The organism is Modestobacter caceresii, assembly GCF_000761485.1.
In the GTDB taxonomy this organism is placed as follows: domain Bacteria; phylum Actinomycetota; class Actinomycetes; order Mycobacteriales; family Geodermatophilaceae; genus Modestobacter; species Modestobacter caceresii.
Genome location: NZ_JPMX01000023.1, coordinates 25,601 through 40,135 on the forward strand (window position 1 = coordinate 25,601; position 14,535 = coordinate 40,135).

The following is a 14,535-nucleotide window of genomic DNA, read 5'->3' on the forward strand; positions in this document are numbered from 1 at the left end:
GGCGGTGCGGCGCAGCGGCGGCTGCTCGCCCCCGGTCTTCTGCAGCAGCACCTGGTTGACGCCCATGTCCCCGGCCTCGAAGGCCAGCGCGCAGGCGGCCATGTACAGCCGCCAGACCCGCGCACGCCCCTCGCTGGAGGCGGCGACGGCAGCGGACCAGTTCTGCTCCAGCAGCCGCACCCAGGCGCGCAGGGTGAGCGCGTAGTGCTGGCGCAGCGCCTCGACGTCGAGCACCTCGAGATCAGCGGACTCCAGCAGGCCGACCGTCTCGCCCAGCCCGAGCAGCTCCCCGTCGGGGAAGACGTAGCGCGAGATGAAGGTGTCCGGGTCGGGGGTGGTCGTGCCGGCGTTCCAGTTGATCGCGTGGTTGAGCAGCCGGCCGCCGGGGCGCAGCAGGGCGCGCAGCTGGGCGACGTACTCGGGCATCTGGGCCCGGCCGACGTGCTCGGCCATGCCGATCGAGCTGATCGCGTCGAAGGGCTCGTCGTCGACGGACCGGTAGTCCTGCACCCGGATGTCGATCCGGTCGGTCAGCCCGGCCTCGGCGACCCGCTTGCGGGCCATCCGGGCCTGCTCCTCCGACAGCGTGATCCCCACGACCTCGGCGCCGTACCGCTGGGCGGCGTGGATGGCCATCGAGCCCCAGCCGCAGCCGACGTCCAGCAGTCGCGCCCCCTCGGTGAGGCCCAGCTTGCGGCAGACCAGATCGAGCTTGGCCTCCTGGGCTGCGTCCAGCCCGGTCTCCGGGGTGGCCCAGACGGCGCAGGAGTAGACCATCGAGGGGCCGAGGACGAGCTCGTAGAAGTCGTTGCCGACGTCGTAGTGGTGGGAGACCGCCGCCGCGTCGCGGGACCGGGAGTGTCGTCGTCCGGCCCGCCCCAGGTCGACCTCCTCGGCCGGGGGTGCCGGTTCGGGGCCGAGGGCCCCCAGTGCCACCGCGGTGCCGAGCAGGCCGAGCCGTTCGCGCCAGGTGGGCGGGGCCATCGGGCCGGTCTCGGCCAGCCGGCCGGCGGAGCGCAGTGCGGCGAAGGTGGCGAAGACGTCGCCCTCGATGTCGATGTCCCCGGCGACGTAGGCCCGGGCCAGGCCGAGCTGGCTGGGTGACCACAGCAGCCGGCGCAGCGCCCGGCGGGAGCGGATCGCCAGCACCGGTGCGCCGGGCGGCCCGGCCAGGGAGCCGTCCCACCCGCGCAGGCGCAGGGGTGGCTGCGCCGTCCCCAGCACCGCTCCCAGTGCCGCTGCCAGCCGATCGGCCACCGTCCGCTGCCTCGTCATGTCCACGCTCCTCACCCCGGCGGCAACCAGCGGAGGTCCGGGGTCTGCTGCCCGACAGCTGGTTGCACACGCCAACCGATCCGCGCAACGCCGGGCGGATGCTTGATCATCCCGGACTCACCCGATCAAGGGAACAGAGATCAGGACGGCGTGGCTGCGTCCTCCGCGCCGACCAGGGCGACCGAGGTGATCCGGTGGACGGCGAAGGTGCGGCTCTCCCCGCGCCCCTCGTCGAACCCCTGCAGGAAGCCGCCGGCCAGCGAGACCGGCTGGACGACCCGCTGGCTGCCGCTGCCCTGCGCGTCGACGTAACCCAGCCAGACGGCCAGGCCCTCACGCACGGCCCGGCTCAGCAGTTCCAGCGTGCTCGCGGTGGTCACCCCGGGCACCTGGCGCACCGACTCGGTGCGCCGGGCGGCGAGGGCGGCGTCCCCGGCCCGGATCTCGCGCACCGTGGCGGCGACGTCGTCCGGGGCGAGCGGGCGGGGACCGACCGCAGCCACCGCACCAGGACGGCGACCGGCCGCCCGCGGTGGCGCCTTCGGGCGGGTCAGCACCGCGCCGCCGGAGGACTCCCCGGCCGGCGCGTACCCGGCGGCCCGCAGCACGGTGAGCACCTCGTCGGCGCCCAGCCCGCTGACCAGCACCCCCGGGGCCAGTCGGCGGAGCTCTGCGCCGGCGGTCCGCCGGTCGCTGAGCACCTGGGAGACCAGGCCGTGGTCGTCGGAGCGGACGTAGCACTCGATGGCGCCCACCCGCAGCCGCCCGTGCTGACGGGCCACGTCGTCGATCAGGAACTCCAGCGCCTGCGGCACCTGCGTGCGGGAGGCGCGGGTGAAGAGGTCCTGCAGCTCACCGGCCGACCAGCCGGAGTCCAGTGCCCGCCGGATGCTCGCGTCGGACACCCGGTACACCGTGGCCCCGCCCGAGGACTCGACGTCGGCGACGACCGCGAGCGTGGCGGCCAGGTCGGCCACCAGTGGCCCGGGGGCGATCAGCGACAGGTCGGGCTGGGCGAGCACGTGGTCGACCGGGGCCGGCAGCAGCCCACGCATCGCGTCCGCGGCGTCGTCCTCCCCGGCGGTGAGCAGGGCCCGCCCGCCGCTGCTCAGCACGCCGCCGACCAGCACTCCCAGGCGGTCGGCCTCGGCCAGCAGGTCGGGGACGGGGGCCAGCCGGTCGGCCCGCCGGGGGGTGCGCCAGCGCAGCAGCGCCACCAGCTCCGGTGCGGTCAGACCGTGCCCCGGCGGGAACTCGGCGAGCACGCCCAGCGCCGAGCGCCGCAGGGTGGGCGCGGTCTGCCGGACGACGTCGGGGGACAGCACGTTGACCGCCTTGCCGGCCACGTCGCGCTGGCCCACCAGCGAGATCAGCCGGACGCTGGTCAGCCAACCGGCGGCGAGCAGCGCCCAGCGGTCGGCGAGGTCCTGCTCGCGCCACGCGTCGTACCCGCGGGTCGGCAGCCACTCGTCGCGCTGCGCGCCGCCGACGTCCAGCAGGCCGGCGGCGTGCGCGACCTCGACCAGGAAGGCGAGGTCGGCCTCGCCGATGCGCAGCTCCTTGGCCAGCCGCTTCTGGTCCCGCACGCCCAGCCCGCCGCTGCGCAGCAGCCCGGCCGGTTCCTCCTCCAGCGCGGTGAGCACGTCGTTCACCCGGCTGAGCACCTCGAGTGCGGCACCGGCGGCCTGCCGGTCGACGATCGCCGGGTCCCGCTCGCTGACCTCCGGCTCCGGACGCAGCCTCGGGGGGCCGAGCGGGCGGTCCCCGCGCAAGGCCAGGCCGATCTCGCGGGGCAGCTCCACGTTGACCGCGTCGATCCGGGCCAGCAGCCCGGCCTGCAGCAGCCGGCGGGCCGGGCTCAACGACCCGTCGGTGCTGTCGGGGAGGTGGCCGACCGGGCGGTCGCCGGCCAGCCGCTCGAGCACCGTGCGCTCGTCGGCGGCCAGGTCGGCGAGCGTGTCGGGCAGGTCGCGGGGGAGCGGGACCCGCAGGTCGGTGGCCCGGCGGCCGAGCCCGGCGGGGTAGCGGACCGCCCGGCGCACCGGCTCGGGGGCGTGCAGGTCGGCGTCGCCCCAGAGCAGCGCCCGGCCGGTCAGCGTCTCGACGGCGGACTCGACCACCCCGGCCGGCACGTCGGGCAGCAGCCCGGGCAGCTCGGTGCGCGGGACGCCGTCGGTGGGGGAGAGCAGCACCGCGTCCAGCACCTGCAGGGTCGCGGCGTCCAGCTCGTCCAGCGCGCGGTCGACCGAGACGGGCACCGCGAGCCGCGTCGCGAGCCCCACCACGTCGGAGGGCGCCGGGCGTGCGACGTCGGGCCGGGCCGCCAGGAGGGCGCCCAGCTGCTCGTCGGTGCGGGTGCGCAGCCAGGCGGCGAGCGTGGCGGGCTGGTCCGTGGGCATCCGGTCCACGCTACGTCGCGCTCCGGCCCGCCCGCTCGGGCGGCCGGGCTCTGTCACCATCCGGGGGTGCCCGCGCTCGACGACCCGCAGACCCGCACCGACCTGGCCGCGCTCCGGGCGGGGGCGCTGCGCTGGCTGGCCGGTGGCGTGGTCGCCGTCGTCCTGGGGTGGCTGATGGGCGCCGCCGTCATCCGGATCACCGCCGACGGCGGGGCGCGGCCGCCGTTCGCCGGGCTGATGGTCGTGCTGCTCCTCGTCGGCGGGCTGGTCGTGGCCGTCATCGGGCTGGGCGCCTGGCTGCGCGCCCGCCGGTGGACCGCAGCCCTGGCCCGGGAGCCGTGGCAGCACGGGCGGTTGCGGATCGCCGGCCCGGCGCTGCTGCAGGTCGAGCCGGTCGGGTACGACGAGCTCACCGACGAGCCGCTGCGGCTGCAGCTGATGTCCACGGCCGTCTGGCGCACCCGCGCGGTGCAGCGGCTGGACGGCGCCGAGGTGCGCTACGCCGAGGTCTCCCCGCGGGAGTGGCTGCTGACGGCCGACGGTGCCGGCACGGTCTACGGCGCCCGGCGGGCCGGCGGGCGCTGACCCCTCCCAGCGACACGGCCACCCCGCGGCGTGCGGAAGCCGGGTGCGACGCGGGAAGATGGCCGACGAGGCACCCGGGCAGCACTCCCGGGCCCGGCAGAGCAACTGGAGGCGTCATGTCCAAGCGCAAGGCGAAGCACGCTCACCTGGTCGAGCCGACCTGGGGGCAGTCGAGCGGCGACGGTCCGCCGGTGACCGAGCTGGTCAGCGAGATGGCCGGCGGTCTCTCCCCGTTCGGTGAGGACCACGCCTTCCCGCTCCCGCCGGAGCGGCTGCGCTACGCCCACCCGGTCGACAAGCCCAACCGGGCCGGCCTGATGGCGGGCGAGGGCCGGTGACGGTGCCCGCGCTGCCGTCCTACAGCAGCGGCGCCTCCACGGTGCCCCTGCTGGGCGACACGATCGGGGACGACCTCGACCGGACGGCAGCGCGGGTGGGCGACCACGAGGCGCTCGTCGAGTGCGCCACGGGCCGCCGCTGGACCTATCCCGAGCTGGTCGCCGAGGTCGACGCCTGCGCGCTCGGCCTGGACGCCCTCGGCGTCGCCAAGGGCGACCGGGTGGGCATCTGGGCGCCGAACTGCGCCGAGTGGGTCTTCGTGCAGTACGGGACGGCGAAGCTCGGCGCCGTCCTGGTCAACATCAACCCCGCCTACCGCACCCACGAGCTCTCCTACGTGCTGCGCCAGGCGGGCATCTCGGTGCTGGTGGCCGCGCCGGAGTTCAAGGGCAGCGATTACCGCGCCATGGTCGACGAGGTGCGCGGGGGCTGCCCTGACCTGCGCGATGTCGTGTTCCTCGGTGACGAGGAGTGGGCGCAGCTGCTGGAGACCGGCCGGGCGGGCGACCGGGTCCGGCTGGTCGAGCGGGCGGCGCAGCTCTCGCCCGACGACCCGATCAACATCCAGTACACCTCAGGGACGACGGGCTTCCCGAAGGGCGCCACGCTCACCCACCACAACCTGCTCAACAACGGGTTCTTCGTGGGCGAGGGCTGCGGCTACACCGAGGCCGACCGGGTCTGCATCCCGGTGCCCTACTACCACTGCTTCGGCATGGGGATGGGCAACCTCGGCTGCACCTCGCACGGCGCGACGATGGTCATCCCGGCGCCCGGCTTCGACCCCGCCGCGACGCTGCGGGCGGTGCAGGAGGAACGGTGCACCTCGCTCTACGGCGTCCCGACGATGTTCATCGCCGAGCTGGCGTTGCCGGACTTCGCCTCTTACGACCTGTCCAGCCTGCGCACCGGGATCATGGCGGGCTCGCCGTGCCCGGTCGAGGTGATGAAGCGGGTGGTCGAGGAGATGGGGATGGCGGAGGTGACCATCTGCTACGGCATGACCGAGACCTCCCCGGTGTCCACCCAGACCGGCGCCGACGACAACCTGGAGCGGCGGACGTCGACCGTCGGGCGGGTGCACCCGCACCTGGAGGTCAAGGTGGTCGACCCGGACACCGGGCTGACCGTCCCGCGCGGGCAACCCGGTGAGTTCTGCACCCGCGGCTACTCGGTGATGCTGGGCTACTGGGGCGAGCCGGAGAAGACCGCCGAGGTGCTCGACGCCGCCCGCTGGATGCACACCGGCGACCTGGCCGTGATGGACGACGCCGGCTACCTCAACATCGTCGGGCGGATCAAGGACATGGTCATCCGCGGCGGGGAGAACGTGTACCCGCGGGAGATCGAGGAGTTCCTCTTCACCCACCCCGACGTCGTCGAGGCCCAGGTGATCGGCGTCCCGGACGAGCGGTTCGGCGAGGAGCTGATGGCCTGGGTGCGCCTGCGCGCGGAGGCGGAGCCGCTCACCGCGGAGGGGTTGCGGGCCTTCTGTGCCGGCAAACTGGCCCACTACAAGGTGCCGCGGTACGTGAAGGTCGTCGACGCCTTCCCCATGACGGTCACCGGCAAGGTGCGCAAGGTCGAGATGCGCGAGGCGTCGATCGACGAGCTGGGCCTGCAGGCGGCAGCCGCACACCGGTTCGCCTGAGCCCCGCCGCCCGCTCCCGGCCCGAAAGCGGTGGCCGCGGGGTGGCTGGTCGTGGTTAACCTGGCGGGAGCGCAGCCCACCGCGGCTGCCGACGCCACCGGCCGCGACGGCCGGGACCAGGAACGACTGACTGAGGGATCGACGTGCCCAGCGGCAAGGTGAAGTGGTTCAACGCGGAGAAGGGCTTCGGCTTCCTCGCCCACGCGGGCGGCCCGGACGTGTTCGTGCACAAGGACGCGCTGCCCGCCGGCACCACCGAGCTCAAGCCCGGCCAGCGCGTGGAGTTCGGCATCGTCCAGGGCCGCCGGGGTGACCAGGCGCTGCAGGTGCAGGTGCTCGACCCGTTGCCGTCCGCGGTCGCCGGCACCCGCAAGAAGCCCGACGACCTGGTGCCGATCATCGAGGACCTGATCACCCTGCTGGACGGCGTCTCGGAGGGCCTGCGGCACGGACGGCACCCCGACAAGCCGATGGCCCGCAAGGTCGCCGCGGTGCTGCGCGCGGTCGCCGACGACCTCGACGCCTGACGGAGGACCCCGCTGCCGGGCTCCTGCAGCGGGGCCGTCAGCCGGCGGGGCTGGTGGTCGTGTCGGCGCGGATGAACCCCACCGGCCAGGCGCCGGAGAGCCCCTCGCAGGCGTCGGTGTCGGAGTCCTCCACGACCACCAGGTAGTAGGTCGGGGGGACGACGTCAGAGGTGTTGATCTCGTCGAGGACAGCGGTGCCGGCCGGCACGTCGATGTCGCCGATCCGCTCCTCGAGCCGCTCGTCGAAGACCTGGACGCTCCAGCCGGCCTCGGCCACCACATCGGGCACCTCCAGCACGATCTCGGTGTCCGGCGCGACCTCCAGGTACGTCGGCTCGGTCCGGTAGCGCTGCCCCTCCCCGTCCAGGCAGTACTGGGTCGGGTCGACGGTGATCGGGTCCCCCCCGGCCTGCACGGTGACCGAGGGGACGGTCCCGCCGTCGTCCCCGGCACTTCCGCCGGAGCTGCCGGAGTCCCCGCACCCGGCGAGCAGCAGCACCCCGCTCAGCAGTGCCGTCCCCGATGCTCGTCCTGCGCCGTTCACGGTGCCGCCTCCCGGTCGGTGGTGCGGATGACCCGGCGGCTGCGCAGGCTCCAGAGGGTGTGGCCGACGGCGAGCACCGGCAGCGCTGCAGCCACGGGGAGCCCCGCCGGCCGGTGATGGCCGGCGCGATCCCCAGCTCCCGGCGTGCGCGGGGCGGAGGCGTCGGGCACACGCCCATGGTGCCGCAGTCGCCTGTGCGCGCGGCGGGTGGAAGACGCCTCCCTGGCCGGGACGGCCTTGCCACCATCGGCGACAATGGGGGACGTGTCCGACTCAACTCCTGCCGCCGCGTCCCCTGGCTCCTCTCCCGACGAGGTGCTGGCCGCTGCGGTCGAGCAGGCCCGGGCCGCTGCGATCGAGGTGGCCGGTGACCCGGCGGCGGTCGGCGAGCACCTGGGGGTGACCCCGGAGGCGCTCGGTGAGCAGGCCGACCCCGCGCTCGGCGTCGTCGGCACGCACTCCTTCGCCGCCACCCTGCTCGGCTACGCCGGGTGGCACTGGGCCGTGACACTGGCCACGGTGCCCGGCGCCGAGGAGGTCACCCTCGACGAGGTCGTGCTGCTCCCGGGTGACTCGGCGCTGCTCGCCCCCGCGTGGGTGCCGTGGCACGAGCGGCTGCGCCCCGGCGACCTGTCGGTGGGAGACGTCCTGCCCTCCACCGAGGACGACGCCCGGCTGGTGCCCGCGTACCTGGCCGACGACGACTCCGCCGAGGACCCGGCCGGCCGCGTCGTCGCCGAGGAGATGGGCATCGGCCGGGAGCGGGTGCTCTCACCCGAGGGGCGGATCGAGGCCGCGCAGCGCTGGCGCGACGGGGACTTCGGGCCGCGCTCGTCGATGGCCCGGCACGCCCCCGGCCCCTGCTCGACCTGCGGCTTCTACCTGCCGCTGGCCGGTTCGCTCCGGCTCTCGCTCGGGGCCTGCAGCAACGCCTACGCCCCGGCCGACGGGCACGTCGTCACCGCCGACTACGGCTGCGGCGCGCACAGCCAGGCCAGCCTGGAGCGCACCGACGGCGAGCCGGCCGAGTTCACGCCCACGGCGCGCTACGACACCGCGGACTTCGACGTCATCTGAGCGCGGCGCTGCGGCGCACTGCACGCTCTCCACCCGCCGTGCACGTCCTGCAGCACGTGCAGTGCGTCCACTCGGCGTGCAAGGCAGCAGGTCGTCTCAGCGCTGGCCCTGCCAGCGCATGAGCGCCAGCCCGAGGCCGGGCAGCACGATGCCGGCCACGCAGGTCCAGGTCCAGACCGGGTCGACCCGGTCGCCGAGGAGGAGGAGCACCACCAGGGCGATCGCCCACAGCGCGGTACCCGTCAGGACCACCCGCACCGTGTCGACCTGCAGGGGCGGCGGAGAGGGCCGGGTCGGAGCGGGCACCCCCCGACCCTAGGCCGCTGAACCGCAGGTCGGAACGGTGGTCCGTCCGACGCGCCCGGGCGGTGTGGCACGCTGTCGCCGCTCGATGCCACCCGCACCGGGCGGCCCGCCGGGGACGTCGACCCCGCCGGAGCCGTGCCGGTCGCCGTCCCCGGGGGTCCACCCATGCCCGACAAGTCCCGCAAGCGTGCCCGCAAGGTCGTCAGTGGCACCGGTGCGACCGCAGTCGGCTCCGCGCCCGCACCGGCCGACGCCGGGACCCCCGCGGAGGTCGTGACCGGCCCCCGGCGCAGCCCCGGGCCGAGGGTGCGCCCCAAGAACGGGCTGGACCGCTACTTCTCGATCACCGAGCGGCGGTCCACGGTTGCCCGTGAGGTGCGTGGTGGCTTCACCACCTTCTTCGCGATGGCCTACATCGTCGTGCTGAACCCGATCATCCTGTCCGGCGCGGACGTCAACGGGAACACGCTGCCGTTCGCCTCGGTCGCCGCCGTCACCGCGTTCGTGGCCGGCGTGATCACCATCGCGATGGGCGTCGTGGGGCGCTACCCGTTCGCGCTGGCCACCGGCCTGGGCATCAACGCGATCGTCGCCGTCTACGCCGCCACCCAGCTCACCTGGCCCGAGGTGATGGGGCTGGTCGTGCTGGAGGGCCTGCTGATCGCCGTGCTGGTGCTCACCGGCTTCCGCCGGGCGGTGTTCGAGGCGATCCCGGCCCAGCTGAAGATCGCCATCGCGGTCGGCATCGGCTTCTTCCTGACCATCATCGGGCTGGCCGACGCCGGCGTCATCCGGCCCGGTTTGCCGCTGATCAGCTTCGGTGTCGGTGGCCAGCTGGCGGGGTGGCCGATGCTCACCTTCGTCGTCGGCCTGCTGCTCACCAGCGTGCTCGTCGTCCGCAAGGTCCGGGGCGGGCTGCTCATCGGCATCGTGCTCACGACGCTGTTCGCCATCGTGGTCGAGGCGATCGCCGGCATCGGGCCGCGGGTGGGCCCCGACGGCAACGAGCTGGACCCGCGGGGCTGGGCGCTGCAGGTGCCCTCCTGGCCCGACGACTGGTTCGGCCTGCCCGACCTGTCGTTGATCGGCAACTTCTCGCTGTTCGGGGGCTTCGACCGGATCGGTGTCCTGGCCGCTCTGCTCATCGTCTTCTCGATCATGATCGCCGACTTCTTCGACACCGTCGGCACCGTGACGGCGGTGGGCGCCGAGGGCGACCTGCTCGACGAGGACCGCAACCTGCCCCGCTCCCAGCCGGTCCTGCTGGTCGACTCGCTGGCCGCGGCGGCCGGTGGCGCGTCGAGCATCTCGTCGAACACCACCTACATCGAGAGCGCCGCTGGCGTCGGGGACGGCGCCCGCACCGGCCTGGCCAGCGTCGTCACCGGCCTGGTCTTCCTGGTGGCCGCCTTCTTCACACCGCTGGTGCAGGTGGTGCCCTCCGAGGCCGCCGCTCCGGTGCTGGTGATCGTGGGCGCCATGCTGATCAGCCAGATCCGCGACCTGTCCTGGGACGACATGTCGCTGGTCATCCCCGCCTTCCTGACGATCGCCCTCATGCCGTTCACCTACTCGATCACCAACGGGATCGGTGCCGGGGTGGTCAGCTTCGTGCTGCTGCGGCTGGCGGTCGGCCGCGGTCGCGACGTGCACCCCCTCATGTGGGTGGTGGCCGCCGTCTTCGTCGTCTACTTCGCGCTCGAGCCGATCCAGCAGCTCCTCTGAAGGACCCCGTCCTCCCCACCCTTCGCCGGCTCAGGGCGGGCCCCGGGACGGGGCCGTTCCATCACCTACCGTTCGTTAGGCAGGCTTTCTACTCCGGTTAAGGTGGCAGACGTGGCACGGACGACGCTGGACACCGCGGCGCTCGCCCACGACCTGCGGCTGGCCGTCATGCGGTTCTCCCGGCGGCTGCGCAACCAGCGGGTGGACACCTCGGTGACCCTCACCCACCTGGCGGCGCTGTCGACCCTCAAGCGGCACGGTCCGATGAGCCCGGGTGAGCTGGCCGCGCACGAGCGGGTGCAGCCGCCGTCGATGACCCGGGTGGTCGTCGCGCTGGAGTCCCGTGGGCTGGTCACCCGCACCCCGCACCCCACCGACGGCCGGCAGGTGGTCATCGACCTGACCGCGGAGGCCGAGGAGCTCCTGACCGAGGAGATCCGGGCCCGCGAGGCGTGGTTGGCCGGCCGGCTCCAGGAGCTGTCCGCCGAGGACCGCACCGTGCTGCGCGAGGCCGCGGTGATCATGGAGAAGCTCGCCAGTGGGTGACCTCGACGCCTCCTGACCGCACGGAACGCGCCGGCATGTTCCGCGCGCTGCGCGTCCGCAACTTCCGGCTCTACGTCTCGGCCAACCTGGTCAGCCAGACCGGTACCTGGATGCAGCGCATCGGTCAGGACTGGCTGGTGCTGCAGCTGTCGGGGGACAGCGGCGTCGCACTGGGCATCACCACCGCCCTGCAGTTCGGGCCGACGCTGTTCTTCAGCTTCTACGGCGGGGTGCTGGCCGACCGGTACGACAAGCGCCGGGTGCTGATGCTCACCCAGGCCGTCATGGGCGTGCTCGCCCTGACGCTGGGCCTGATGGTCGCCGCCGACGCGATCGCGCTGTGGCACGTCTACCTGCTGGCCCTGGGCCTGGGCGTGGTGTCCTCGCTCGACGTCCCGGTGCGCCAGTCGTTCGTCTCGGAGATGGTCGGCTCGGACCTGCTGGCCAACGCGGTGAGCCTGAACTCCACGGTCTTCAACAGCGCCCGGCTGGTGGGCCCCGCGGTGGCCGGGGCGCTGATCGCGGTCTCGGGCGGCGACACCGCCCCGGCGTTCCTGGTCAACGCCGCCACGTACGCGTCCACCATCGCCGCGCTGGCCGCCATGCGGGTCGGGGAGCTCAGCCGCAGCACGCCGGTCGCCCGCTCGCGCGGCCAGCTGCGGGAGACGCTGGTCTACACCCGACAGCACCCGGACCTGCAGCTGGCGATGCTGCTCGCGTTCTGCGTGGGCACCTTCGGCTTCAACTCCCAGATCACCATCGCACTGATGGCCCGGGAGGTGTTCGACCTCGGCGCCGGCGCATTCGGGCTGCTCTCCACCGCCTACGCCGTCGGCTCGCTGTCCGGTGCACTGCTGTCGACCCGGCGCAGCGCGCGGCCGCTGCAGCGCTTCCTCATCGTCTCCGCCGTCGCGTTCGGGTTGCTGCTCGTGGTCAGCGGGCTGATGGGCAACTACTACGCGTTCACCGCCGTCCTCATCCCGACCGGCGCAGCGGCGCTGGTGTTCAGCGTGGCCTGCAACAGCTTCGTGCAGCTGGGCGTGGACCCGCACATGCGCGGCCGGGTGCTGGCGCTCTACTTCATGTGCTTCATGGGCGGGACGCCGGTCGGTGCGCCGCTGATCGGCTGGGTCTCCGAGCGTTTCGGTGCGCCCTGGGGGTTCATCGGCGGCGGCCTGGTCGTCGTGGTGACGGCGGTCGCGGCGGGGGCGGTGCTCTCCCGGGGCCGGCGGGTGCGCCTGGAGCTGCACGTCCGCCCACCCAGCATGCAGCTGCACGTCGCGGCTGCCACGTCGCCGACCCGCGCCGCCGGGCTGGCTGCGGTGACCGACGGCGAGCGGCCTGGGGAGCAGGGGGCGCGCGACCAGGAGCGCTGAGACGCGCGCATCCGGGTGATTGACTGATTACACCCGGCAACCGACGCGGTAGCGCTCAGCGTTCGCATTGTCACAGGGCGGTGTCCGACGTAGCTTCGGTACGTGCCCTTGGGAGGGTCTGTCTCCGCGCAAGCCGGGGCGTCGTTGCTGCAGCTGAGTGGCACCGTCGCCCTGTTGGTCGTGGGCGTGGCCGTCCTGGTCCTGCTGCTCCGCTGGGCCACCGGCCAGCTCCAGGCCGACCGGGCGGCCCGCCGCCGAGCCCGGGCCGTCCCCGAGTCCGCCGCCCGCCCGGCCGCACCCCTCCCCGCTACGGCACCGCCCCGCCGCCGGGCCACCGGCTCCCACCCCGCCGGGCGTCGCGTGCCGCGGAACACGGTGGCGAGCGGGCCGACCGAGCGCCCACATCGGCCGCTGGAGCGGGTCGCGGCCGACCTGCGCCGGCTCGCCCGCGAGCTCGCCATGGTGCCCGGCGGCATGCCGATGGAGCGGCGCCGCGGCCTGCTGGCCGCCTACGACGACCTGCTCGTGGAGACCGCTGTGCTGCTCGAGGTGCCCCAGCAGCTGACCGAGGTCCCCGAGGAGGCCCGCGAGCTCGAGCGGATCCGGCTGCTCGGGGCGCTGGAGGCCGCCGGGCTGGTGGTGACCGACTGACCGAGTCGGCACCCCGGCTCCCCTCGGCCGGCCGGCTGTTCCTCGCCGTCGACCCGCCCGCACCGGCCGTCAGCGACCTCGACCGGGCGCTCCAGCCACTGCGTCCGACCCCCGGGGCGCCGCGGTGGACGCCGACGTCCCGCTGGCACCTGACCCTGGCGTTCCTCGACGAGGTGCCGGCGCCGCTGCTGACCCCCTTGCGCGCGGCGGTGGCCCCTGCGGTCGCCCGCACGCCGCCCATGTCCCTGCAGCTGGCCGGTGGTGGGCGGTTCGGGTCGCGCCGTCGTCCGTCGGTCTGCTGGGTCGGGCTGGGCGGCGACGTGCCGGAGCTGACCGCGCTCGCCGGGCGGCTGTCCGCCGCCGCCCGGGCCGTCGGCCTCCCCGTCGAGGACCGGCCGTTCCGGGCGCACCTGACAGTGGGGCGGTGGCGGCCCGGCCAGCCGGCGGACGGCGACCTGCCCGACCGGCTCGCCGGGTACCGCGGGCCGGTCTGGCCGGTGCGTGAGGTGGTGCTGTGGCGCAGCCACCTCGGCCCCGAGCCGCGCTACGAGCGGACGGCGGCCTGGCCGGTCGGCTGAGCCCTCGACCTGCGGTGGTGGTCGGCCTGGCACTCTGTCCGCCGTGCCGCAGCCCGAACCCCGTTCCGCGTTCGACACCGCGACCGCCGTCGCCCGCACCGAGGGCGGTGGCCTGGTCGCCGAGCTCGACCCGGGGTGGGACGTCGGCGGCGGCATCCTGAACGGTGGGTACCTGCTGTCCGTCGCCGGCCGGGCCGCCGTCCTGGAGTCGCCGCACGCCCACCCGGTCGCGCTGTCGGCCAGCTACCTGCACGCCGCCGCGGCCGGGCCGGCGACGCTCACCGTCACCCCGGGGCCGGCCGGCCGGACGCTGGCCCACTCGGCCGTCGTGCTGGCCGACGCCGCCGGGCCGGCGGTGACCGTCCAGGCGACGACGGCGACGCTCACGGCCGACGCCGCGGCCTTCTCCTCGCCGATGCCGACCGCGACCCCCGTGCAGGACTGCTTCTCCATCGCGGAGAACGCCCACCTGGCGCCGCCGTCGGTGTCGGTGCCGGGGCTCACCCAGCGGGTCGACGTCCGGCTGGACCCGCTGACCGCCGGCTGGGCGCTGGGGCAGCCGGGCGAGGAGCCGATGATGCGGGCCTGGCTGCGGTTCGCCGACGGCCGCGAGCCCGACCCGCTGGCGCTGGTCACCTTCGCCGACGCGCTGCCGCCGACGTCGTGGGCGATCGGGGTGTTCGGCTGGGCGCCCACGGTGCAGCTGCAGGTGCTGGTCCGTGCGCTGCCGGCACCGGGCTGGTGCCTGGTCGAGGCGCGGGCGAACGAGATCGCCGGCGGCTGGCTGGACGAGGACTACCGGATCTGGGACTCCACCGGCCGGCTCGTGGCGCAGAGCCGCCAGCTCGCCCGGGCGCCGCGCACACGGTGATCAGGTCACCTGATCCACAGCTGTCCTCCCGCACCAACGTCGGTGCAGGGGGACAGCCATTGATCAGGTCACCTGATCACTGCTG

Annotated in this window: 15 protein-coding genes; 11 read left to right on the forward strand and 4 right to left on the reverse strand. The window is 74.5% G+C overall.

Going from position 1 to position 14,535, the window contains the following annotated elements:
• On the reverse strand, positions 1–1,275 hold a 1,275-nt coding region (locus tag IN07_RS07040; RefSeq protein ID WP_052090988.1), incomplete at its 3' end, for an SAM-dependent methyltransferase.
• A gap of 140 nt (positions 1,276–1,415) precedes the next feature.
• Positions 1,416–3,674, reverse strand: coding sequence for a helicase C-terminal domain-containing protein (locus tag IN07_RS07045; RefSeq protein WP_036334669.1), 2,259 nt, complete (start codon positions 3,672–3,674; stop codon positions 1,416–1,418).
• Between the two features lie 66 nt (positions 3,675–3,740).
• Between IN07_RS07045 and IN07_RS07050 the strand changes: the two genes are divergently transcribed.
• From IN07_RS07050 to IN07_RS27030, 4 genes are all read left to right on the forward strand, one after another.
• On the forward strand, positions 3,741–4,259 hold the full coding sequence (locus tag IN07_RS07050; RefSeq protein ID WP_036334671.1) for a hypothetical protein: 519 nt from the start codon (positions 3,741–3,743) through the stop codon (positions 4,257–4,259).
• Between the two features lie 116 nt (positions 4,260–4,375).
• Positions 4,376–4,597: a hypothetical protein gene (locus IN07_RS07055; protein ID WP_036334673.1), complete on the forward strand. Its 222-nt coding sequence runs from the start codon at positions 4,376–4,378 to the stop codon at positions 4,595–4,597.
• Entirely contained in the window at positions 4,594–6,249 is a 1,656-nt protein-coding gene (locus IN07_RS07060; RefSeq protein ID WP_036334675.1) for an AMP-binding protein, read from the forward strand. Before IN07_RS07055 ends, IN07_RS07060 begins: the two co-directional genes overlap by 4 nt.
• A gap of 143 nt (positions 6,250–6,392) precedes the next feature.
• Positions 6,393–6,776, forward strand: coding sequence for a cold-shock protein (locus tag IN07_RS27030; protein ID WP_036334677.1), 384 nt, complete (start codon positions 6,393–6,395; stop codon positions 6,774–6,776).
• 37 nt (positions 6,777–6,813) lie between these two features.
• Here IN07_RS27030 and IN07_RS07070 read toward each other — a convergent pair whose 3' ends face one another.
• Positions 6,814–7,320, reverse strand: coding sequence for a DUF2771 family protein (locus IN07_RS07070; RefSeq protein WP_036334678.1), 507 nt, complete (start codon positions 7,318–7,320; stop codon positions 6,814–6,816).
• A gap of 255 nt (positions 7,321–7,575) precedes the next feature.
• Here IN07_RS07070 and IN07_RS07075 point away from each other — a divergent pair, with 255 nt between their 5' ends.
• Positions 7,576–8,397, forward strand: a complete 822-nt coding sequence (locus tag IN07_RS07075; protein ID WP_036334743.1) for a DUF3027 domain-containing protein — start codon at positions 7,576–7,578, stop codon at positions 8,395–8,397.
• 96 nt (positions 8,398–8,493) lie between these two features.
• On the opposite strand, the gene IN07_RS07080 is transcribed toward IN07_RS07075, so the two are convergent.
• On the reverse strand, positions 8,494–8,703 hold the full coding sequence (locus IN07_RS07080; protein WP_036334679.1) for a DUF2530 domain-containing protein: 210 nt from the start codon (positions 8,701–8,703) through the stop codon (positions 8,494–8,496).
• Positions 8,704–8,868: 165 nt separating this feature from the next.
• On the opposite strand from IN07_RS07080, the gene IN07_RS07085 reads away from it, so the two are divergent.
• From IN07_RS07085 to IN07_RS07110, 6 genes are all read left to right on the forward strand, one after another.
• Positions 8,869–10,428, forward strand: a complete 1,560-nt coding sequence (locus IN07_RS07085) for an NCS2 family permease (RefSeq protein ID WP_036334680.1) — start codon at positions 8,869–8,871, stop codon at positions 10,426–10,428.
• Positions 10,429–10,539: 111 nt separating this feature from the next.
• On the forward strand, positions 10,540–10,974 hold the full coding sequence (locus IN07_RS07090) for a MarR family winged helix-turn-helix transcriptional regulator (RefSeq protein ID WP_036334681.1): 435 nt from the start codon (positions 10,540–10,542) through the stop codon (positions 10,972–10,974).
• Complete coding sequence (locus IN07_RS07095; protein WP_231558033.1) at positions 10,971–12,350, forward strand: MFS transporter; 1,380 nt, start codon at positions 10,971–10,973, stop codon at positions 12,348–12,350. The genes IN07_RS07090 and IN07_RS07095 overlap by 4 nt, the downstream gene beginning before the upstream one ends.
• Positions 12,351–12,452: 102 nt before the next feature.
• Entirely contained in the window at positions 12,453–13,001 is a 549-nt protein-coding gene (locus tag IN07_RS23840) for a hypothetical protein (protein WP_156119067.1), read from the forward strand.
• A gap of 35 nt (positions 13,002–13,036) precedes the next feature.
• Entirely contained in the window at positions 13,037–13,579 is a 543-nt protein-coding gene (gene thpR / locus IN07_RS07105; protein WP_036334746.1) for an RNA 2',3'-cyclic phosphodiesterase, read from the forward strand.
• Between the two features lie 43 nt (positions 13,580–13,622).
• Positions 13,623–14,450: a thioesterase family protein gene (locus tag IN07_RS07110; RefSeq protein ID WP_036334684.1), complete on the forward strand. Its 828-nt coding sequence runs from the start codon at positions 13,623–13,625 to the stop codon at positions 14,448–14,450.
• The last annotated feature ends 85 nt before the right edge of the window (positions 14,451–14,535 follow it).

What these genes read in the sequence shown, in the direction of transcription:
- IN07_RS07045 (WP_036334669.1), bottom strand. Translation starts at nt 3,674, where the DNA reads ATGCCCACGGACCAGCCCGCCACGCTCGCCGCCTGGCTGCGCACCCGC.
- IN07_RS07055 (WP_036334673.1), top strand. Translation starts at nt 4,376, where the DNA reads ATGTCCAAGCGCAAGGCGAAGCACGCTCACCTGGTCGAGCCGACCTGG.
- IN07_RS07075 (WP_036334743.1), top strand. Translation starts at nt 7,576, where the DNA reads ATGGGGGACGTGTCCGACTCAACTCCTGCCGCCGCGTCCCCTGGCTCC.
- IN07_RS07085 (WP_036334680.1), top strand. Translation starts at nt 8,869, where the DNA reads ATGCCCGACAAGTCCCGCAAGCGTGCCCGCAAGGTCGTCAGTGGCACC.